Origin of the sequence: Pseudomonas sp. PDM17, from assembly GCF_014851985.1 — a bacterium.
Taxonomy (GTDB): Bacteria; Pseudomonadota; Gammaproteobacteria; order Pseudomonadales; family Pseudomonadaceae; genus Pseudomonas.
The window spans coordinates 147920-168074 of the sequence record NZ_JACVAT010000005.1 but is presented as its reverse complement, the minus strand read 5'-3'; the positions used below and the strand labels follow the sequence as shown (position 1 = coordinate 168074).

Genomic DNA, 20155 nt, shown 5'->3' with positions numbered 1-20155 from the left:
CCCAAACCAGTAAAAAGGCCCGCCTCTGCGGGCCTTTTTCGTTCAGGGGCGCATGAAGCTGTAGTCCCGCTCCTCGTCCAGGTTATCGGCGAGGAAATGCAGCTCATGCCCCAGGTCTTCCTGCGTGCGGACTTGCGCGTTGGCCTGCACGACTGCGCTGAGCAGAGCACGCACGACCAGTTGCGGGTCCTGGCCTGCCGCTTCGGCTTCGATCAGCAGTTCGTGGAGGCGTTGTTCGGCCCAGCTGTGAATGCTCATCGGCAATCTCCTTGCGAATGGGGGGCCAAGCTTCCCTGATCCTGGGAGGTTACCGAACTGACCTGGATCAAACCGCAGCGGCCATGGGCCTCGCAGATGGCCGAACATCAGCGCGGTTCATCGTCATCCTTCCACGGCGCCTGCAGGTACCGCGTGCGGTTGAAGGTCTCCAGCCAGTCCGGATAGAAGACCACCAGCCCGGTGACGATGGTGCCGTTGATGAAGGCTTCAGGGAACATGATCAGCCAGAGGTAACCGATGAAGTCCTCGATCCATGGCGGCATCGGGAACAGCCCGTCCATCCACAGCAGGCCAAGGCCCAGCAGCAGGCTGCACACCGCCGCCAGCGCCGCCGGGAAGAAACCCGAGCAGAAGATGTAGACGAACAGGTTCCGCGGCTGCCGGCGCTCGACGAAGATCGCCGCCAGCTCGGTGATAACCACTGGGATCAGCACCAGCAGGATGCCGTTGACGCCGAGGGCGGCCCAGTCCTGCCGGCCGATGGCGCACAACCCCAGTTGCGCGACCAGGCCGACCAGCACCGCCAGCGGCCAGTCCAGCAGCAGCGTCACCGCGGTCATGCCGATGAAGTGGAAGGACACCCCGGAAGCGAAGTCGCGCCGCACCAGCCAGAGCAGGAACAACCCGAGCATGGTGCCGAACACCAGGTGCTGGCGGCGGAAGTCGCTGACCAGCTCCAGCCAAGGTGCGCGCCAGATGGCCCAGGCGACGATGGGCAGGTAGATCGCCCAGCCTATCTCCAGGGTTTCTGCGGACAGCAACTGCGCGGCGATCACGGCGCGCCCCGCTCCAGCGCCTGACGCAGCGCTTCAGCCGAGTCGAGCTGATGGGTCGAGACGACCTTGCCCTGTTCGAGTTGCAGCCAAGTCACCGCATCGGCCTGGGCCGGGAAGCGGTTGGCCACGCGTGGCTCGCGGTCGAGCAGCACACGGTAGGAGTAGTCGCGCATGGCGGGAATGGCGAACAGCTTCGAGATGGGCGCGGGCATGCGGCTGATGTCGGCAACGAAGGCCGCCTTGCGAGCCTCGAGATAGCCTGACGGGCGCTTGGCCAATGCCGCTTTCACCAGCTTCGAGCCGGCCATGTCGTGGGCGACCAGCAGCACCTTGAGGTCGGCGTTCGCGGTGTAGGGGCTATCGAACTGATCCAGCAGCGTCCAGCCGGTGGCCGGTGACTCCTGCGCCAACGCCACGCTCGCCAGCACCATCAACAGCATCCCGCCCAGCACTCGTCTCACGCTTCCTCCTTGCCCGGAATCGCCAATGATTGGCAACAGTCTACACCGCCATCGTCGCCCGCCTGCGGTTGCCAGCAACTATGCTTGAGGCATGAACGAGTCCGACTATCTGCGCCTGCTGACGCGCCAGGCGGAACAAGCCAACGACTTTCTCTCCAACGCCCGCAAATGGGAGCGGGAGTGCTGGGCCTGCCAGCGCCTGCTGCAGGCGCTGAAGGTGCCGTATCGCCAGGAAGACTTTATCGCGCCCACGCAACAGCCGCCGGATGTGCTGTTCCGCGATGCCACCTTCGAGGTGTTCTTCGTGCTCGACCAGGGCCGCAGGCTCAACGAGGAATGGAAGGAAGAACTGCTGCGCCGGCGCATGGCCCAGAGCCTCAACCAGCTGATCCGCCGTGAGCAGCGGCCGCGACGGATTCCCTGCGCAGAACTGCAGGCGCGCCTGGCGCCGACACTGCGCAAGAAGGCGCACAACTACACCGAGCGCGGCATCGACCCACGCGAGCTGGACCTGCTGGCCTTCGTCAGCCTCAAGCGTGAAACGCCGGACTTCAACACCCCTTTTCCACCACCCACCGAGTACCTGCGCCAGGGTTGGCGCTCGTTGTCGGTGGTCGGCCCGACCTTCGCCCGCGTGCTTTTCGCCCACAGTGACGCGCCGGATTTCCTGCGCGGCAGCCTGGGCCGCAGCATCCTTTTCGACATGGGGGTCGGCCTGTAAATAGGCGCCGACGCAAAGCTGCATTGATCGGCGGCGCATTGAGAGGCCGCCCAAGCCCTACTAGAATGCTTGGCATTATAAACGGAGGCCGCCCATGCCCAGTCGCCTGAGCCCCGAAGACCAGCAAAAGGTCGATCAGTACCTCAGCTCTCCCGTTCACCAGGTCCAACGCGCGCCGTTCAAACCCTGGCTGATGATGGGAGCCTTGCTCGCTGTGGTCATCGCCCTGGGTTTGCTGAGCCGCCTCCTGGCCTACCTTGCGTGAGCGCCGTGCCGCCACGGGCCGATACAGGATTCCTTAAGCTATGAGAATGCAACATGTCCCATCGTATCGTGATCGTCGGCGGCGGCGCCGGCGGGCTGGAGCTCGCGACCCGTCTCGGCCGCACCCTGGGTAAAAAAGGCAAGGCGCGTATTACGCTCGTCGACGCCAACCTCACCCATATCTGGAAACCCCTGCTGCACGAAGTCGCCGCCGGCTCGCTCAACTCCTCCGAGGATGAGCTGAACTACGTCGCCCAGGCGAAATGGAACCACTTCGAATTCCAGCTCGGCCGCCTCTGCGGCCTGGACCGCGCGGGCAAGCGCATCCAGCTCGCCGCCACGCTCGACGAGCAGGGCGAGGAGCTGGTGCCGGCGCGCGCCCTGGAGTACGACACCCTGGTCCTGGCCGTCGGCAGCACCACCAATGACTTCGGCACCCAGGGCGCCGCGGACCACTGCATCTTCCTGGATACCCGCGAGCAGGCCGAGCGCTTCCACAAGCAGCTGCTGACCCACTACCTGCGCGCCCACGCCGGGCAGGACAAGGACGACCAGATCAGCGTCGCCATCGTTGGCGCCGGCGCCACCGGCGTCGAGCTATCCGCCGAGCTGCACCACGCCGCGCAGGAACTGGCGGCCTACGGCCTGACCGGCATCCAGCCACAGAACATGCGTATCACCCTGATCGAGGCCGGCCCGCGCGTGCTGCCGGCCCTTCCCGAACGCATCAGTCGCCCGGTGCACCAGACGCTGGAGAAGCTCGGCGTGCGCGTGCTCACCGGTTCGGCCGTGCAGGAAGTCACCGCAGAAGGCCTGCGTACGGCGGTGGGCGAGTTCATTCCGGCGAGCCTGAAGGTCTGGGCGGCGGGTATCCGCGCGCCGAGCCTGCTCAAGGAGATCGACGGCCTGGAGACCAACCGCATCAACCAGCTGGTGGTCCGCCCTACCCTGCAGACCACCCGCGACGACAACGTCTTCGCCTTCGGTGACTGTGCCGCCTGCCCCATGGGCGATGGCAGCGAACGCACCGTACCGCCGCGCGCCCAGGCAGCGCACCAACAGGCCTCGCTGCTGGCCAAGGCCATTGTCGCGCGCCTGGAGGGCAAGCCGCTGCCGGAGTACCGCTACACCGACTACGGCTCACTGATCTCGCTGTCGCGCTTCAGTGCAGTGGGTAACCTGATGGGTAACCTGATGGGTAGCGTGAAGCTCGAAGGCTGGCTGGCGCGGATGTTCTACGTGTCGCTGTACCGCATGCACCAGATGGCGTTGTACGGACCGTTCCGCACGGCGCTGCTGATGATTGCGGATCGGATCGGGCGCAGCACCGAGCCGCGCTTGAAGCTGCACTGAGGCTTGAACCCATCGGCGTATAACGCCTTCGCCGTTATCCGCCCCACGCCAGGGCGGATCCCGGTGCAGGGCGCAAGACATGCAGCGCTATCCGCCATGATGGCTATCGCTTCGCTCCACGCCGTCTTACGGGCCTGCCCAGTACCGTTCAGCTCGCTCCTGCGAACAGCCAATAAAAAAGCCGCCCCGAAGGGCGGCTTTTTCGTTGCAGCAGAGCAGCCTTACAGCGCCGCCAGCATCGACTGGGCCGGGATGGCCTGGAAGTCGATGGACATCATCAGGCTCAGCACGCTGATCGCGATGATGGAGAAAGCGAACAGCTGGCGGGCCCAACGGCGGTCGTCTTCGGCACTGAAGCCTTTCACCGCGATGAACAGCCACCAGGCGCTGACGGCCAGCGCCACCACCAGGTACCCGTAGCCGGCGAAGCCGGTCACGGTCAGCAGCAGGGTCGCAAGACCAAAGGCCACGACGTAGTAGAGGATCTGCTTCTTGGTCGCTTCGATGCCGCGCTCCACCGGCAGCACGGGAATCCCGGCGGCGCGGTAGTCGTTGAGGCGGAAGATCGCGATGGCGTAGCTGTGCGGCATCTGCCAGAGGCAGAAGATCAGCAGCAGCACCGCCGCGCCCATGTCGAAGTGACCGCTGGCGGCGCAGTAGCCCACCACCGGCGGCATGGCTCCGGAGAGACTGCCGACCAGCGTGCCGTAGACCGAACTGCGCTTGAGCCAGAGGCTGTAGAGCACGACATAGACGAAGAAGCCGAACGCGGCGAGCAGGGTCGCCTGCACGTTGGTCTTCCACGCCAGCAGGCCGAAGCCTGCCGCGCCGAGGACCACGCCGTGGGCCAGGGCGGCCTTCAGCGAGATCTGCCCGGTCACGGTGACACGGCTGCGGGTACGCTCCATGAAGCGATCGATGTCGCGGTCGATGCAGTTGTTGAACACACAACCGCTGGCAACGACCAGGGACAGGCCGATCACGGTGGCCAGCAGCAGCATCGGGTCAACGCTGCCGCGGGCGGCGAGGAAGTATCCCCCCGCTACCGCGATCAGGTTTCCGAAGATGATGCCCGGCTTGGCGACCAGGAGATAACGCTTGAGTTTCACGGCATCGGCCCTCAGGGCATCGGCATCATCAGGGTGTCTGCGGTGTAGATGATCCACAGCGACAGACCGACCACCAGCAGGATGATGATGGCGGTGAAGATGAATGCCATGACGTTCCAGCGACCTTCGGAGCTGAAGTTCATGTGCAGGAAGCAGATCAGGTGCACGACGACCTGAACCAGGCCCAGGATCACCATGGTCAGCAGGGTGGCGTGACGCGAGAAGCCACCGTCGATGACCATGTAGAACGGGATCGCAGTCAGGATCACCGAGAGCACGAAGCCGATGGCGTACGAGCCCAGGCTGCCGTGACCGGCGCCGTGATCGCCGTGGCCGGCACCGTGGGAGTCGTGATGATGTGCAGCAGCGGTCATTACAGAGCCCCCATCAGGTAGACGACGGTGAAGACGCAGATCCAGACGATGTCCAGGAAGTGCCAGAACAGGCTCAGGCACATCATGCGGGTGTTGTTCTGCGCGGTCAGGCCACGGGTGCCGATCTGCGCCATCAGCACCAGCATCCACAGCAGGCCGGCACTTACGTGCAGGCCGTGCATGCCGACCAGGGTGAAGAAGGACGACAGGAAGGCGCTGCGGCTCGGGCCGAAGCCTTCGACGATCAGGTGATGGAACTCGTTGAGTTCCATGCCGATGAACGCGGCACCGCAGAGGAAGGTCACGCCCAGCCAGGCGATGGCCTTGCCCTTGGCACCCTTGTGCGCAGCCAGCATGGCCAGGCCGTAGGTGCAGGAGGAGATCAGCAGGATCGCGGTTTCGACAGCCACGTAGGGCAGTTCGAAGATGTCCTTGCCGCTCGGGCCGCCGGCCGTGTGGTTGACCAGCACGGCGTAGGTGGCGAAGACGCTCGCGAACAGGATGCAGTCGGTCATCAGGTACAGCCAGAAGCCGAAGACCGTCATGCCGCCGCTGTCGTGGGCGTGCTCGTCATGGTGAGCATGGTCTTGCGCCGCTTGGTGCGCATCAACCACGTGTTGATTCAGTACTGCCGTCGACATGGTTTTATACCTGCTGCGCGGTGGCGAGTTTCTGGAAGTTGGCGTTCTCGATGCGCTCGATCTCATCCGGCTGGACGTAGTAGTCCACGTCGGTGACGTAGCTGCGCGCGATGACCGAAGCGATCATGCCGACGAAGCCAACACCTACCAGCCACCAGATGTGCCAGATGGCAGCGAAGCCGAAGATGAAGGCGAACACGGCGATGGAGAAGCCAGCGGCGGTGTTCTTCGGCATGTGGATCGGCGCGTAGGCCGGCAGCTTGCGGTACGCGGTACCGGTCTGCTTCATGTCGTGGAACGCGTCGATGTCGTTGACCTTCGGCAGTTCGGCGAAGTTGTAGTACGGCGGCGGCGAGGAAGTGGACCATTCCAGGGTACGGCCACCCCACGGGTCGCCAGTCAGGTCGGCCAGCTTCTCGCGGTTCTTGATCGAGACGAACAGCTGGATCAGTTGGCAGGCGATACCGAAGAAGATCAGCACGGCGCCGCAGAACGCCACCACCATGTACGGCTGCCACATCGGGTTTTCGTAGTGGTTCAGGCGACGGGTCATGCCCATGAAGCCGAGGATGTACAGCGGCATGAAGGCCATGTAGAAGCCGACCAGCCAGCACCAGAAGGAACGCTTGCCCCACTTCTCGTCCAGCTTGAAGCCGAAGGCTTTCGGGAACCAGAAGACGAAGCCGGCCAGGTAGCCGAACACCGCACCACCGATGATGGTGTTGTGGAAGTGAGCGATCAGGAACAGGCTGTTGTGCAGCAGGTAGTCAGCACCCGGAATGGCCAGCAGAACGCCGGTCATGCCACCGATGGTGAAGGTGACGATGAAGCCCAGGGTCCACAGGATCGGGGTGTCGAAGCGCAGGCGGCCACGGTAGATGGTGAACAGCCAGTTGAACAGTTTCACCCCGGTCGGGATGGAGATCAGCATGGTCGCAACGCCGAAGAAGCCGTTGACGTCGCCGCCCGACCCCATGGTGAAGAAGTGGTGCAGCCACACGGTGAAGCCGAGGAAGGTGATCGCGGCGCTCGCCCACACCATCGAGGTGTAGCCGAACATGCGCTTGCCAGCGAAGGTCGCGGTGACTTCGGAGAAGATACCGAAAGCCGGCAGGATCAGGATGTACACCTCAGGATGGCCCCAGGCCCAGAAGAGGTTGATGTACATCATGGCGTTGCCGCCCAGCTCGTTGGTGAAGAAGTGCATGTCGAAGTAACGGTCCAGCGACAGCAGGCCCAGGGCCGCGGTCAGGATCGGGAACGACGCAACGATCAGGATGTTGGCGAAGGTGCAGGTCCAGGTGAAGATCGGCATCTGCATCAGCTTCATGCCGGGGGTACGCATCTTGAACACGGTCACCAGGAAGTTGATACCCGTGAGCAAGGTACCCATACCCGATATCTGTAGAGCCCAGATGTAGTAGTCCACACCCACGCCCGGGCTGTAGGCCAGCTCGGACAGCGGCGGGTACGCGACCCAGCCGGTACGGGCGAACTCGCCCAGGCCCAGCGAGACGTTCACCAGCATGGCGCTGACGACCAGCAGCCAGAAGCTCAGGGAGTTCAGGAAGGGGAACGCCACGTCGCGCGCGCCGATCTGCAGCGGCACGGCCAGGTTCATCAGACCGGTCATGAAGGGCATGGCCATGAAGATGATCATGATCACGCCGTGAGCGGTGAAGATCTGGTCGTAGTGTTCCGGCGGCAGGTAGCCGTGGTTGGCGCCTTCAGCCAGCGCGAGCTGGCCGCGCATCATGATGGCGTCGGCGAAGCCGCGCAGGAGCATGACCAGGGCGACGATGATGTACATCACGCCGATCTTCTTGTGGTCGATGGACGTCAGCCATTCGGTCCACAGGTAGGTCCACTTGCGGTAGTAGGTGATCGCGCCGAACACGCCGAGGCCCAACAGGGCGACGACAGCCAGCGTGATGACGATGATCGGCTCGTGATACGGCACGGCCGACAGTGTCAGTTTCCCGAACATCTGCGGTTACTCCTGGCTCGGATTCGTTTGCATGCCAGGCATGCCTTGCATGTTGCTCATGTCGTGGCCCGCCATGGCGGTCTCGTCATGTGCCGCTTCGCCGTGCTCGCCCTTCTCGGCCTGTTCTTTGGCTTCGTGGGCTTTTGCCATCGCGTGGCCGGCGTGTTCCCACTTGTTCAGCACGTGGGAGAACAGCTCGGGGCTGACGGTTGCGAAGTAGGTCGCCGGGACGTTCTCGGTCGGCTTGACCAGCTCCGGGTACTGATCCAGGTTCAGGGTCTGCTGCGAGGCCTTGACCTTCGCGACCCAATCCTGGAAGCCCTGCTCGGAGGTGGAAATGGCCTTGAACTTCATGCCCGAGAAGCCGCCGCCGCTGTAGTTCGCGGAGATGCCGTCGAACACGCCTTCTTCGTTGGCGATCAGGTGCAGCTTGGTCATCATTCCGGCCATGGAGTAGATCTGGCTGCCCAGCTGCGGAATGAAGAAGGAGTTCATCACCGAATCCGAGGTGATCTGGAAGTTCACCGGGGTGTCTTTCGGGAAGGCGATTTCGTTGACGGTGGCGATACCCTGTTCCGGGTAGATGAACAGCCACTTCCAGTCCAGCGAGATGGCCTGGATGGTCACCGGCTTGACCTCGGAGTCCAGCGGACGATACGGGTCCAGCTTGTGGGTGCTCTCCCAGGTGATCCAGCCGAGGATGGCGATGATCACGCAGGGAACCAGCCATACCACCAGCTCGATCTTGGTCGAGTGAGACCAGTCCGGCATGTAGGTGGCCTTGGTGTTCGAAGCCCGGTATTTCCAGGCGAACCCGAAGGTCATCAGGATGACCGGCACCACCACGATCAGCATCAGCAGGGTTGCCGTGATGATCAGGGACTTCTCGTCAGCGCCGACCTGCCCTTTCGGGTCGAACAGCGCCATGTTGCAACCACCGAGCATCAGCATCGGCAGCAGCGCAAGTCTCTTCAAAATTCCTGTGTACTGCTCTTTTTTCATCTTGCGGCCTTAGTGGATGAAAATCGCTTCACCGCCCACGAGCCTTCGCCACGCATTGCTCGACGACTCGTTACCCGCGACTTTTCCAAGCCGCCTGCCAGGGCTGTCATGGATTCACGAACGCGGCCGCACGGATTCCAGGCAAAGGGAGCTCGCCCGGTCTTCGCGATGCGAAACCGATTTCGTCAGCTGATTCGTTCCGTGTTATTCAGCGTGTGGTGTCTGGACTGGCGGCTCGTTGAAGCGCGCGCGTCGCACACCGGATGCACGAGCGGATTGCCCGACTCGTCTTGATGACAGGAGCCCACCGATGGCAGCCCCCTGTTGTTATGCCGCTGCACCGAAGGGTGAGCACTGGCTTTGATCTACGTCAGTGCGACTCAGCGATTTGGGGGTAGGAAATGGACGGCGGGTATTACAAAGCATTTCAGAAACCCCTTTCAAGGCCCATTCTGCCCATTTTTAACAAGATATTTTCTCAGCCAGAGAAACAGTCCCGGACAAAATCGCTCACAAAACAACCAATTCACAGGAGTTGTGCAGGGTTATTCCCTCCCTGCCAGGGGCTTGCACGGGCGTGCCATGGGAATGTGTCAGAACCATGAAGGACGGGCCTTTCAGCACGCTTTCCCAGGGTTTCGAAAACGCCTCAACGCCTTTGGCAAAGACCTTGCCATGACGGCAATCAAGAACCTTTGCGAAAGTCGCGAACTCCCCCTGCGCACCCTGCGACACATCGACGCACAGCGACTTTAGCAAGGGGCAAAGTCATTCAAATTATGACGATCGTGCGGGACGACCAGAGTTCTCTCCTCGGCATATCCGTCTCAATGCAGAGACGTTACGAGCCTCCATGGCCACCGAGGCGGACATGCCGGGAGGATAGAAAGGGACAGGCGGGAAGGTCGTTGCGACGACCGTTTGATCAGCGGCTGGCGGCTTCGCTGCCCGGCGCCAGCCAGGCCAGCAGGCCGCTGGTTTCAGCACGGACGCGCAGGTCCGAGGCCTTGGCGCTGTAGTAGGTGTCAGAAGCTGCGATCTGCTGCGAGTAGTAGTCGTTCTCGGCGATCAGCACATCGAGCAGAGTGCGCTTGCCCAGGTGGTACCACTGGTCATAGAACATCTTGCGTACGCGATCAGACTCCGCCAGCAGCTCCTTGTAGTCGCCCACGCGGGAAGCCGACAGGTCACGTTGCTCGACCAGGTTGCGGATGCGGTACTCCGACTCACGACGGGTCGCCTCCATCTTCTGCTCCGCCGCATCGGCGCGAGCATAGGCCGCACGCTGAGCCGCTGAAGCCGAACCGCCGGAGAACGCCTGCCACTCCACAGCCAGGCCGGTCGACCAGGGCTCCTTGTTGTCGAGCATGTTGTTGCCGGTGTTGCGCCCCACCACCCAGTTCAGCCTCGGCATGCGCGAGGACTTCACCGACTCGGCGCTGGCCAGGGCCGCCTCCTTCTCCCACTTGGCCTGGCGCAGGGCGGGCTGGTCGCCCATCTGCTCCAGCGCCTGGTCCAGGCCGATGGGCGACCAGTCCCACTTGGCGTTCTGCGGCACCGTCACATCCGTGCCGACCAGCTTGGCCAGGGTGGTCTTCTGCTCCTGCAGCTTCGACTGCACCATGTCGCGGGCGGTTTCCGCCTGCAGCAGACGCGCACGCGCCTGGGTCACTTCGCTGCGGCGACCAGGGTCCACCTCGGCGATCTGCCCCAGCATGTTCACCAGCTCGCGCATCCGCGCCACGTAGCGGTCGCTGATCTCCAGCGCCTCCTGCTGGTGAGCCAGCTCAACGAGGCCCGACGCCGTATTGTAGGCAACCGACACCTCGGCCTGGCCCTTGGCCTCCTCCTGCGCGTTCGCGGTCTTGCTGCGGCTATCGATGTTGTTCCTGATGGCGCCGAAGTCATACACCGGCGTGACCATCTGTACGGTGGTGGTGCCGCCGTTATCGTAGTCGCTCTTGCCACTCTGCAATTGCCTGGAGGTGGCGCTGACCTGAACCTGCGGCCAGCGCGCCCCCTTGGCCTGGTCGACATCCCCCTTGGCGGCCTGCCAGTTGGCATCGGCCTGTTTCATCTCCGGGCTGATGCGCAGCGCCGTGTTCACCATTTCGCGGATGTAGGCCAGGGAAGATTCCGCCGGGGCCAGGCCCGATGCCGCGGCACCGGCCTTCAACGCTGCCGGCAGGCTCAGGTCCAGCTTGGGAGCCAGCTTCACCGCTGGCATCTTGGCAGCCGGCGCAGCCTGCAGCATCGCAGCGGGCTGCGCCGGAGCCGCCTTCGCCACGGGCACGGTCGGCGCGCTCGTCGATACCACCAGTTCACCCTGCAATGCACCACCGGTCAGCGATGCGGCAGAAGCCTGCCTGGGCTTGGAGTAGAAGCTCAGGGCTCCGCCCAGGTCATCGGCTTGTGCCATGGAGCCCAGTGAAGCCATGGCCAGTACCCATGCCGAGTGGCAGAACCGCCAACGTTTGTTGCTTGTGGAAAGTCTACGGTTGTTCATTTCAATCATCTCTCGCGGAAGGCCTCACGCGCTTTCAGCGCGGGCTTGAGTAAGTAATCCAGGATGGTTTTTTCCCCGGTACGGATTTCCGCGGTCGCGGTCATGCCGGGAATGATCGGGAAGTGCTTGTCGCCCTTGATCAGCTCGGCCTCATCGGTGCGGATCAGCACGCGATAGAAGGAGGTATCCGGCCGGCCTGCGCGGGCCAACTCGTCGTCCTTGATGGTGTCGGGGCTGATCAGCTCGACCTCGCCCTTGAGGCCGCCGTAGATGGCGAAGTCGTAGGCGGAAATCTTCACCGTGGCGGCCAGGCCAGGCCGTAGGAAGGCCACATCGGCCGGGCGGATCTTGGCCTCGACCAGCAACTGGTCCTCCAGCGGGACGATCTCCATGATGTCCTGCCCCTGCTGGATCACCCCGCCGATGGTGTTGACGCGGACGTTCTTCACGATGCCCTTGAGCGGCGCCGTGAGGGTGGTGCGCTTCATCACGTCCTCACGGCCCGCGGCGTTCTCCACCGACTGGGCAAGTTCGCTTTCCACTCGGGTCAGCTCAGCGTTGGCGTCGGAGCGGTACTTGTTGCGCCGCTCGCTGATCTGCAAATTGAATTCGTTGACCTGCCGACGCATGCGCAGGATCTCGACATCGGAGATCAACCCCTGCTTGGCCAGCCGTTCGGAAACGGTCAGCTCGCCCTGGGCCAGCGACAGGCTCTTCTGCAAGCCGGAGACGGCTTCATCCAGTGCGTGCTTGCGGGCGTTGTAGGCCTCGGTCTCGGCCTCGACGATCGACGGCATGGCTTTCACGTCGTCCGGGAACACCAGCGGCTTGCCATAGGCCTCCGAACGCAGGCGTACCAGCTGCCCCTTGAGTGCCAGGGCCTTGGACTGCGCTTCGCGGAAGCTTGCGCCGGCGCGGGTCGGGTCGATCTTCAGGAGGACCTGACCGGCCTCAACCACGTCGCCTTCCTTGACGTTCATCTGCTCGAGAATGCCGCCCTCCAGGCTCTGGATGACCTGCTCGCGGCTGGAGGGAATCACCTTGCCCTCGCCCTTGGTGATCTCTTCCACGCGGGCGAAGTAGGCCCAGGTGATGAGGCCGGAGACCACCGCGGCGATCAGCAGCAGCACCACCGTGCTCGCCGTGGTTTTCTGGGAAATCAGTGCTGCCTGCAGGTCCGAGACATAGGCGATGTCGTTGTCGCGCAGCCGCGCCACTTCCTTCGCATAGGGCGAGACCTTGGCCGGCACCAGTGCCGCGGTCGGTTCCACGACGGCCGGAACCGCCGCTTCCGTGTTGGGGGTATCAGTCATGATCTGCTCACCGGTTAGTGGCCGGCGCTTTGCCGGGCGCGGGGGAGTTGTTGGCTTGCAGGGCTCGCAGCACTTCGTCCTTCGGGCCGTCGGCGACGACTTGCCCAGCGTCCACGACAATCAGGCGCTCGAGCTGCTCCAGCACCGAGAAGCGATGGGTGACCACCACGACGGTGCAGTCCCGGGTGGCCGCCTCCAGGCGCTGCAGGAACAGGCGCTCGGTCTGCATGTCCATGCCGCTGGTGGGCTCGTCCAGCAGCAGCACTTGCGGATGCAGCAACAGCGTGCGAGCCAGGGCGACCAGTTGGCGCTGACCGCCGGACAGGGCCTGACCCATTTCGCCCACCGGGCGGTCGAAGCCCAGCGGATGGTTGGCGACCACGGCGTCCAGACCAGTCAGGCGTACCACATGCAGTAGTTCTTCACTGCTCGCCGCCGGGTTGCCGATCATCAGGTTCTCGCGCAACGAGCCGAAGAACAGCCGCGCATCCTGGCCGACGAAGCCCACCGTGGAGCTCCAGTCCGCCGGGTCGATCTGTTCGGCGTCGATGCCGTTGATGAGCAGCTGACCTTCCCCCGGCAGGTAAAGGCGGGCCATCACGCGCAGCAGGGTCGATTTGCCGCTGCCGATGCTGCCGACGATGGCCACGCGCTCGCCGTGCTTGATGCTCAGGTTGATGTTGTTCAGCACCGTGGGGCGCGGCTGCATCGGCGGCGCGGGGTAGGAGAACTTCAGCTTGCGCAGTGACAGCGTCGCGTTCTTCGGGGCATCCAGGTAACGGCGGCTGTTGTCACGCACCGTGGGGATTTCCATCAACTGGTTCAGCGAGTGCAGCGCCGTCTTCGCCTGCTGGTAACGCACCGCGAGGCCCACCGAGCTGCCCAGGGGCGCCAGTGCACGGCCGCTGAGCAGCACCATGCCGACCAGTGCCCCCTGGGTCATGTCGCCATCGCCAATCCGATAAACGCCCCAGAGCACGGTGATCACCGTGGTCAGCTGGGTGATCAGCGAGACCGAGTTCGCGGCCATGTTCGACAGCGCCTTGGTCTTGATCCCCGAGGCGGCCAATTGCGCGCTGAAGTCTTCCCAGCGACGCAGCATGCTGCCCTCGGCGCGGACCGCCTTGAGCGTCTCGACGCCTTCGATGGCTTCGATCAGCAGGCCGTGCTTCTGCGAGGCTTCGCGAAGGTTCTCCTTCATGAGCCTGGACAGCGGCCATTGGATGTAGGCGCACAGCCCGAGCAGGACGATCATCGCGCCCAGAGGCACCTGCGCCAGCGGCCCGCCAATCACGAACAGCACGAAAACGAACAGCAGGCAGAAAGGAAGGTCGGCCAGCGTCGCCAGCGATGCCGAGGTGATGAAGTCACGGACCGACTCGAACTCGCGGAACTGGTTGGCGAAGGACCCTGCCGATGGCGGCTTGTGCTCGAGCCGAACCTCCATCAACTGGCGGAACAGGATCGATCCCAGGATCAGGTCGGCCTTCTTGCCGGCGTTGTCGATCAGGTAAGCCCGGACCTGCCGCGAGGTGAACTCGAAGGCGATCGCCAGGACCACGCCGGCCGTCAGCGACCACAGGGTGACGTAGGCCTGGTTCGGCACGACCCGGTCGTACACGTTCATGATGAAGAAGGTGCTGGCCAGCGCCAGGATGTTGATCAGGACAGTCGAGAGTGCCGCGCTGTAATAGAAGCGACGGTAGTTCCAGAGGGTGGAGAACAACCAGTGACCCTTGCCCTCTTCTGCCCTGGGGATCTCGGTGCGCGCATCGGGCGCTGACTTCGGGCGAGCCAGCAGCGCGTAGCCCAGGTAGTTCTCCTGCAGCTCCGCCGCACTCATGGTGATGCTGCCGCCACCGGCCTCCGGCACCACCAGTTCGAACTCCTCGCCATGGCGGGCGACCAGGATGCGCGCCTCGCCATTACGGAACAGCAGCATCAGGGGGAACAGATAGGAAGACAGCTCGGCGGGACGGCGCTTGACCCAGCCAGCGCCGATGCCGGCCTGCTCAAGCATGCGCGTCACCAGGCTGGGACGCAGTTTGTGGTCACGCGGCAGGCCGGCGTAGAGCGACTCGAGCGTGGTCGGGCGCTCGAAGTGATCGCACAACCAGCGCACCCCTGCCAGCAGGCTGTCACTTTGGGAAGAAACGCCGAGATCGACTTCGGCAGTCGCGGGCGCAGTAGTGGGATTCATGAGCACACCTTCATGGGAGAAGTTGTGCGCATGTTAGAAATGCGCCCTTCCGTGCGGCATCAGAAAAGCCTGATTGGCTTGACTTACGCTTCCCACACCGGATTAGCCGCATTGCACCACTATAGGAAGACGGTGACAGGGGGCGAAAAAACATCGCCGGGGCCGCGTATCACAAGCGCGGCCCCGGCGAGAAGGACAGGTTGGAATAGTTAGCGAAGGGCTTGCCAGTCACCCTGCTGCCCCTGAATCACCAGCTCGACACGACGGTTGGGCGAATTGCAGGCGATGTTCGCGGCATTTCGGGTGGTACCGCAGCTCACCACCGGCTCGGAGCTGCTGCGGCCACTGATGTGGACCAGCAGGCTCTGGAGGCCCAGCTCCAACAGGACCTTGCGGACAGTTTCGGCGCGGCGCTGCGACAGCAACGGGTTGGCCTGGGCCTTGCCGATCGGGTCGGCATGGCCGACGACCTCGATGCCGGTGACATTCTGGCTCTTGCCCTTGATCTCCTGCACCACCTGGCGCAGTTGCGCATGGCCCTCAGCGGTGCGGTCGTTGTAGTCACTCTTGCCGAACCTGAACAGCATGTCGCTGCGAAGGGTCAGTCAGGCACGGCACCACGGAGCCGGAGCGGCTGATGACGTGAATCTGCTGGCGCACACCTTCCAGGCTCTGCTCGGCGTCACGGCCGGTGTGTACGATCGGGGTGCTGCCGGTGAGCGAGGCCTCCAGGACGTAGGTCTGGCCGCCGTCGAGCTTGGCGTAGCTCTGCGGGTTGCGCTTGCCGGTGTACAGCGGCGCATCGCCAATGTAGGACTCCACCGAGTGTTCTCCCGCGGGGATGCAGAACACGGTGTAGCCGCCGGGCATCAGGGCGCTGTGCAGTTGGCCGTCGATGTACACGTGGGCGGCTTCTTTGCCGGCGTCCTTGCCACGGAACATGACGATCTGGGCCTGCTGTTTAACGATGGATTCCACCTTCTGGTAGGTCTCGGCGTAGATGTCGCGGTCGCCGGCGGCGGTGGCGGCCAGGCTCAGCGGAGTGTGGAAGCTGGTGAGGACGGGCAGGGCCGCGAAGGCCAGGGGCCACTGGCGTTTGGCTTTCGCCTTGGCCTTTGCACAAGTGATAGAAGTCATTTGGAGTGTCTCTGGTTGGCTCCGCCGCTGGCGGCGGAGCGAGCAATAGGGTGCGGTGCGGGAGGCGGGATAAGCATCCCGCCTGCCTTTCCAGGGGCTGCGTTAGACGATGGCGACAGTCACGGCCTGCTGGATCAGGACTTCGGCATCCGGGTTGCTGTAGCTGTACACCGGGTAGGTCGAGCCACCGATGGAGGTGGTGCCGACAGCCTGCCAGGCACCCGGCGCGGTGCCGTGGTCGTGCAGGTTGGCCAGCTGGACCTTGTCGCCGGCATCGCCATCGACCATCACCTGAACCTTGCCGCCCTTGCGGAACAGGTCGGTCTCGCCCAGGTACAGCACGTCGTTGAGGGAGATCTTCAACGTGTTGTTGCCGGTGCCGGTGATGTCGAACTTCTCGACGCTGCTGATCTTCGCCTGGTCGTTGTCGCCGATGAGCTGGGTCAGGTTCAGGACCTGGCCCGCGCCGATGAGCCCGAGCGTATCCAGGCCGGAACTGCCGTGGATGTGCGCCGAGTCCTGGGCGAAGTAGGCGACCGGGTCGACGACCATGGAGATGACGTCGTGCTCCACGGTCACCTGCGTTTCCGCAGAGGAGATGCTCGTAACGTGCGTCCCCCCGGACTCGCCGGTGATCTCGATGCGACCGATCTTGTTGCCATCCGTCTCGTAGTAGACCCTCTGGATATCGGTCTGCCCGTAAGGGTTGGTGATACTGAGCGAATCCAGCAGTTTTCCGTCGGTATCAAACACCTTGAGGATCGCGGCATTGCCTTTCTCGATACCAGTGGCGCTCACCTCGACCTTCGAACGAGCCGTGTCAAAAGTTGCAACAGCAGTCTTGCCATCGCCCACGCACATCGAGCCCTGCATGGCATTGACCCAAATGCTACCGGCTGCAGTCTTGGTTGCACGTCCTGAAATGGTGAAACCACCGTCAGCGCTGTGATAACCAACCATTGACGCTTTGTCATCGAAGGCGCGGGTACTAAAGCTCTGCCCATGCCACTCAACCGCCTTGGCAGCGCTGGCCTCGTCGAAGAAGGTTTCCCAGTTGTGGTCGATCAGCTTCTGACCCGACGGGGTGCTGGATGCGAGCGTGGTAATGAAGTTATCCAGCAGCGTGTTGTTGGTACCCCGATAGACCACTGCCTTGCCGACACTCGTGCCTTCCGATACTGCACAGGAAATCTGCTCGTAGCTGTAGGTACTGCCGCCATTGTTGCTCACGAAGCGGTTGAAGATCAGGTTGCCATTGGTGTCAAACGCCTCCAGCCAGGAGCCGTTTTCGGCAATGGCTTTCTGGGTTTCCAGGTCCCATAGGTGGTAGGCGATGGACTGCATCGGCTGGCCGAAGGTGAAGATCGCCGCCGAATTGCTCATCGGGCTGTCGACCGGATCGATGTACAGGTACGGACTGCCCAGGTTGTGCTGCGTTGCGCTGCGGATGGAGATCGTGCCTTTCGACGACAGCGTGAAGTGACCTTCGTCACTGTGGAAGGCGCCGGTCTTGCCCACATCGTTGGTGAGGGTGTCGTCGTATCCAGGCGCATGGTGGATCTGCTGGAGTTTCAGAGTATCGAGAGCGGTACCCGCACCGACGCCATCGCCGTAGACCTGCACTTTTCCGATGTCCGTGCCAATGGGGACCCTATAACTGAACTTCGCTGAATCCGGTACCCCGGCGCTGCCATCCGCCGGAATCTTCTCATCGAAGAGTACGTTGCCGCTGATGTCGTAAATCACCACGCGCGCGGCTCCCGGATCACCCTGGAGTGCACTGATGTTGAACGCGACATCCGACACCGGCACGGTGAAGTTGAGCTGCTTGCAGTGATTGATATCGCCGTCCATGAGCAGACGGGCACTCCGGCAAGAGACTGCGTCTGAATGGGCGAGCGTGGTATTGGAGGTAATGGTCACCCCGCCGCCCCGGTACACCGGGTCGTTGCCGAAATTGGTCACGTTACGATTCAGGTCATTGATCGCCAGCTTGGTCCAACTCTGTCCCTGGATCGGGAAGGCCGCGCTGGGTGCACCGGTATCCACAACGGCACTGTAGGTGGAACGGTCGAGCTTGAAGCTCACCTTGTCGCCAACGACGAACTCACCGGTGACCTTGCCGCTGATGGTGACGTTGCCCTTGGACTCGACCGAACTGATGGTGTTGTCACTGGTAACGCTGTCGATCGTCAGCTGGATCGACTTGTCATCCGGCCCCGAGTAGTCGGTGATGATGGGGAACGGGTCGGACTTGGCGCGGGTGCTGCTGGCCTGGTCAGTCGCGTCGACGGTGAACTTCTGCTCGCCCTCGCCCAGCGGCGTGGTGGGGGCGTAGCTCCAGTCGACGTTCTTGTCGGCTGTGGCGCTGCCGAGTTTGTCACCGTTGTCGTAGACGGTCACGATGGTACCGACTTCGGCCTCGCCGGACAGGGTCAGGATCGAGTCGTCGGTCCTGGCGCCTTCGATCTCGGCGATCGGTACAGTCAGCGGAGGGGTATCGACAACGATGTCGACGACGTCGACCGGAGTGCTGGGCTTGTGACCAGGCGCTTCCTGAGTGATGCCTATGCTATGTGCACCATTGCCGAATTCGAGAGTGAACGACCAGGTGCCATCTGCCGCCACAGTGGTGGAAGCGATTTCCTTACCGTTGTCGAAGACATGTATGACCGAGCCGGGTACGCCGTTACCGGTGATTTCCGGGTGCGTGTCATCGGTCACGTCACCGTTTTGCAGCCGCCCCTGGATCGGACCTATGTCGTCTGTTGCCCTCATGTTGGTCGGGGCAGGACTGGTCGACTGGCCGTGGTGACCACTGTCCTGGTTGTGACGGATGATCGCGGCTGCGGTGCCAATACCAGCCAGACCGATCAACCAAGGCCAGACGACGAAACCTGTAGCATCGTCAAATCTGGATGCCAGATAGGGTGAGCCGTTCGCCAGGACATCCCCGCCCACGGCGATTGGGGCGGCATCGCCGTCGGCGAGCAACAGCGGGCCGCCGAAGCCTTCACCATCAGTGCGCACATACGCATAGAGCTGGCCGTCTTCAGCCACGCCGTAAAGCTGGCCGCCCATGTCGTCGGCGAAGAAATCCTCGATGGTCAGGTCGGGCTTGTCGCTACCCTCAAACTGAACCAGCAGATCCTTGCCGACACGCTTGACTGTTACGATCTCCGGCGCGACGTCGCTGTTTTCGACTTGCAGCAGGTACTTGGTACCTGTATGCGCCTTGATTTTCCCACTGGCCTTGACTGCCAGCTTCTTCGCTGCGTTCTCGGTGACGGCTACAAGACCGATACTTTCAATTGCCATTTCAACCCACCTCGAGAAGAACACTTTTTCGAGGGGGTGAGATTAATTTTCTTCCACAATCAATAAGGTCGGAACAATCCAACTAGATGAGCGAGGTTTCTGATTGCGCCAATTCGACAGTAGGAAGTGCCGGTCAACGACCGTCAAGGCCCCGCTTTAGGGCAAAAGGAAGGGAGCGAGCATGGCATGGCATGGCATGGCACCGGAGCGAATCAAGAAAAGGCAGAAATGAAAAGGCCCACCTGAAGGGTGGGCCTTTTCTGTGAAGCGGTATCCCGCTTCAGGCATCCGGGCTGTCCGGCGCCTTTAATATGGTGGGTCGTGTAGGATTCGAACCTACGACCAATTGGTTAAAAGCCAACTGCTCTACCGACTGAGCTAACGACCCAAATGTTGGTCGGGGTAGGGGGATTCGAACTCCCGACATCTTGCTCCCAAAGCAAGCGCGCTACCGGACTGCGCTATACCCCGTTTGAAAGTTGGCTCCGCGACCTGGACTCGAACCAGGGACCCAATGATTAACAGTCATTTGCTCTACCGACTGAGCTATCGCGGAACGACGAGCCTTTCAATCTCCTCTACTTTCTTCCGGCTTCACCGGTTTCCCGTATCAGAGGCGCGCCATTTTACGTATATCGAAACGTCTGTCAACACTCTGATCCAAAAAGTTTTTCTCTGCTTTGCAGGGGACCGGGCTGATTGCTATATCTGCAT

Annotated in this window: 17 protein-coding genes and 3 tRNA genes; 3 read left to right on the top strand and 17 right to left on the bottom strand. The window is 62.6% G+C overall.

Annotation, left to right across the window (positions count from 1 at the left end; genetic code table 11):
* Window positions 1-42 precede the first annotated feature (42 nt).
* The 3 genes from IB256_RS19030 to IB256_RS19020 form a co-directional block, all read right to left on the bottom strand.
* Window positions 43-258 carry a hypothetical protein gene (locus IB256_RS19030; RefSeq protein ID WP_192290162.1) on the bottom strand — a complete coding sequence of 72 codons (216 nt, stop codon included), beginning with the start codon at window positions 256-258 and terminating at the stop codon, window positions 43-45.
* A 107-nt stretch (window positions 259-365) separates the two neighbouring features.
* Complete coding sequence (locus IB256_RS19025; RefSeq protein WP_138212197.1) at window positions 366-1055, bottom strand: energy-coupling factor ABC transporter permease; 690 nt, start codon at window positions 1053-1055, stop codon at window positions 366-368.
* Window positions 1052-1486 (bottom strand): FAD/FMN-containing dehydrogenase, encoded by a 435-nt coding sequence (locus IB256_RS19020; RefSeq protein WP_412547968.1) that lies wholly within the window; start codon window positions 1484-1486, stop codon window positions 1052-1054. The genes IB256_RS19025 and IB256_RS19020 overlap by 4 nt, the downstream gene beginning before the upstream one ends.
* 121 nt (window positions 1487-1607) lie before the next feature.
* Between IB256_RS19020 and IB256_RS19015 the strand changes: the two genes are divergently transcribed.
* From IB256_RS19015 to IB256_RS19005, 3 genes are all read left to right on the top strand, one after another.
* Window positions 1608-2237 carry a DUF1780 domain-containing protein gene (locus IB256_RS19015; protein ID WP_138526812.1) on the top strand — a complete coding sequence of 210 codons (630 nt, stop codon included), beginning with the start codon at window positions 1608-1610 and terminating at the stop codon, window positions 2235-2237.
* 94 nt (window positions 2238-2331) lie between these two features.
* Entirely contained in the window at window positions 2332-2502 is a 171-nt protein-coding gene (locus IB256_RS19010; RefSeq protein ID WP_017516731.1) for a DUF3094 domain-containing protein, read from the top strand.
* Window positions 2503-2555: 53 nt separating this feature from the next.
* Window positions 2556-3854, top strand: coding sequence for an NAD(P)/FAD-dependent oxidoreductase (locus IB256_RS19005; RefSeq protein WP_192403671.1), 1299 nt, complete (start codon window positions 2556-2558; stop codon window positions 3852-3854).
* A gap of 221 nt (window positions 3855-4075) precedes the next feature.
* Here the strand turns inward: IB256_RS19005 and cyoE are convergent, their stop codons facing one another.
* The 14 genes from cyoE to IB256_RS18935 all read right to left on the bottom strand — a co-directional run bounded on the left by cyoE (window position 4076) and on the right by IB256_RS18935 (window position 19997).
* Complete coding sequence (gene cyoE / locus IB256_RS19000) at window positions 4076-4963, bottom strand: heme o synthase (protein ID WP_081517366.1); 888 nt, start codon at window positions 4961-4963, stop codon at window positions 4076-4078.
* A gap of 11 nt (window positions 4964-4974) precedes the next feature.
* The gene (gene cyoD, locus IB256_RS18995; protein ID WP_081517365.1) at window positions 4975-5337 is read right to left on the bottom strand and encodes a cytochrome o ubiquinol oxidase subunit IV; all 363 of its coding nucleotides are present in this window, start codon (window positions 5335-5337) and stop codon (window positions 4975-4977) included.
* A complete protein-coding gene (cyoC, locus tag IB256_RS18990; RefSeq protein WP_081517364.1) occupies window positions 5337-5978 on the bottom strand; it encodes a cytochrome o ubiquinol oxidase subunit III in 642 nt (213 codons plus the stop codon). Before cyoC ends, cyoD begins: the two co-directional genes overlap by 1 nt.
* Window positions 5979-5982: 4 nt before the next feature.
* Window positions 5983-7965, bottom strand: coding sequence for a cytochrome o ubiquinol oxidase subunit I (cyoB, locus tag IB256_RS18985; protein ID WP_192290166.1), 1983 nt, complete (start codon window positions 7963-7965; stop codon window positions 5983-5985).
* Between the two features lie 6 nt (window positions 7966-7971).
* Window positions 7972-8967, bottom strand: coding sequence for a ubiquinol oxidase subunit II (gene cyoA / locus IB256_RS18980; protein ID WP_081517362.1), 996 nt, complete (start codon window positions 8965-8967; stop codon window positions 7972-7974).
* 925 nt (window positions 8968-9892) lie between these two features.
* Window positions 9893-11404: a TolC family protein gene (locus IB256_RS18975; protein WP_192403669.1), complete on the bottom strand. Its 1512-nt coding sequence runs from the start codon at window positions 11402-11404 to the stop codon at window positions 9893-9895.
* 74 nt (window positions 11405-11478) lie between these two features.
* Window positions 11479-12786 carry an HlyD family type I secretion periplasmic adaptor subunit gene (locus IB256_RS18970; protein ID WP_318653568.1) on the bottom strand — a complete coding sequence of 436 codons (1308 nt, stop codon included), beginning with the start codon at window positions 12784-12786 and terminating at the stop codon, window positions 11479-11481.
* A 7-nt stretch (window positions 12787-12793) separates the two neighbouring features.
* Window positions 12794-14986 (bottom strand): type I secretion system permease/ATPase, encoded by a 2193-nt coding sequence (locus IB256_RS18965; protein WP_192403667.1) that lies wholly within the window; start codon window positions 14984-14986, stop codon window positions 12794-12796.
* Window positions 14987-15195: 209 nt separating this feature from the next.
* A complete protein-coding gene (locus IB256_RS18960) occupies window positions 15196-15573 on the bottom strand; it encodes an OmpA family protein (protein ID WP_192290172.1) in 378 nt (125 codons plus the stop codon).
* Entirely contained in the window at window positions 15548-16123 is a 576-nt protein-coding gene (locus tag IB256_RS18955) for a hypothetical protein (RefSeq protein WP_192290174.1), read from the bottom strand. Before IB256_RS18955 ends, IB256_RS18960 begins: the two co-directional genes overlap by 26 nt.
* A 102-nt stretch (window positions 16124-16225) precedes the next feature.
* Entirely contained in the window at window positions 16226-19441 is a 3216-nt protein-coding gene (locus IB256_RS18950) for an Ig-like domain-containing protein (RefSeq protein WP_192403665.1), read from the bottom strand.
* Window positions 19442-19753: 312 nt separating this feature from the next.
* A tRNA-Lys gene (locus IB256_RS18945) sits at window positions 19754-19829 on the bottom strand.
* 6 nt (window positions 19830-19835) lie between these two features.
* Window positions 19836-19912 (bottom strand) — tRNA-Pro (locus IB256_RS18940).
* Window positions 19913-19921: 9 nt separating this feature from the next.
* Window positions 19922-19997 (bottom strand) — tRNA-Asn (locus tag IB256_RS18935).
* Window positions 19998-20155: the final 158 nt, after the last annotated feature.

Coding starts and splice junctions, on each gene's coding strand:
- IB256_RS19030 (WP_192290162.1), bottom strand. CDS start 258: ATGAGCATTCACAGCTGGGCCGAACAACGCCTCCACGAACTGCTGATC.
- IB256_RS19020 (WP_412547968.1), bottom strand. CDS start 1,486: ATGGTGCTGGCGAGCGTGGCGTTGGCGCAGGAGTCACCGGCCACCGGC.
- IB256_RS19015 (WP_138526812.1), top strand. CDS start 1,608: ATGAACGAGTCCGACTATCTGCGCCTGCTGACGCGCCAGGCGGAACAA.
- IB256_RS19010 (WP_017516731.1), top strand. CDS start 2,332: ATGCCCAGTCGCCTGAGCCCCGAAGACCAGCAAAAGGTCGATCAGTAC.
- IB256_RS19005 (WP_192403671.1), top strand. CDS start 2,556: ATGTCCCATCGTATCGTGATCGTCGGCGGCGGCGCCGGCGGGCTGGAG.
- cyoD (WP_081517365.1), bottom strand. CDS start 5,337: ATGACCGCTGCTGCACATCATCACGACTCCCACGGTGCCGGCCACGGC.
- cyoC (WP_081517364.1), bottom strand. CDS start 5,978: ATGTCGACGGCAGTACTGAATCAACACGTGGTTGATGCGCACCAAGCG.
- cyoB (WP_192290166.1), bottom strand. CDS start 7,965: ATGTTCGGGAAACTGACACTGTCGGCCGTGCCGTATCACGAGCCGATC.
- cyoA (WP_081517362.1), bottom strand. CDS start 8,967: ATGAAAAAAGAGCAGTACACAGGAATTTTGAAGAGACTTGCGCTGCTG.
- IB256_RS18975 (WP_192403669.1), bottom strand. CDS start 11,404: ATGGCTTCACTGGGCTCCATGGCACAAGCCGATGACCTGGGCGGAGCC.
- IB256_RS18970 (WP_318653568.1), bottom strand. CDS start 12,786: ATGACTGATACCCCCAACACGGAAGCGGCGGTTCCGGCCGTCGTGGAA.
- IB256_RS18965 (WP_192403667.1), bottom strand. CDS start 14,986: ATGAATCCCACTACTGCGCCCGCGACTGCCGAAGTCGATCTCGGCGTT.
- IB256_RS18960 (WP_192290172.1), bottom strand. CDS start 15,573: ATGCTGTTCAGGTTCGGCAAGAGTGACTACAACGACCGCACCGCTGAG.
- IB256_RS18955 (WP_192290174.1), bottom strand. CDS start 16,123: ATGACTTCTATCACTTGTGCAAAGGCCAAGGCGAAAGCCAAACGCCAG.
- IB256_RS18950 (WP_192403665.1), bottom strand. CDS start 19,441: ATGGCAATTGAAAGTATCGGTCTTGTAGCCGTCACCGAGAACGCAGCG.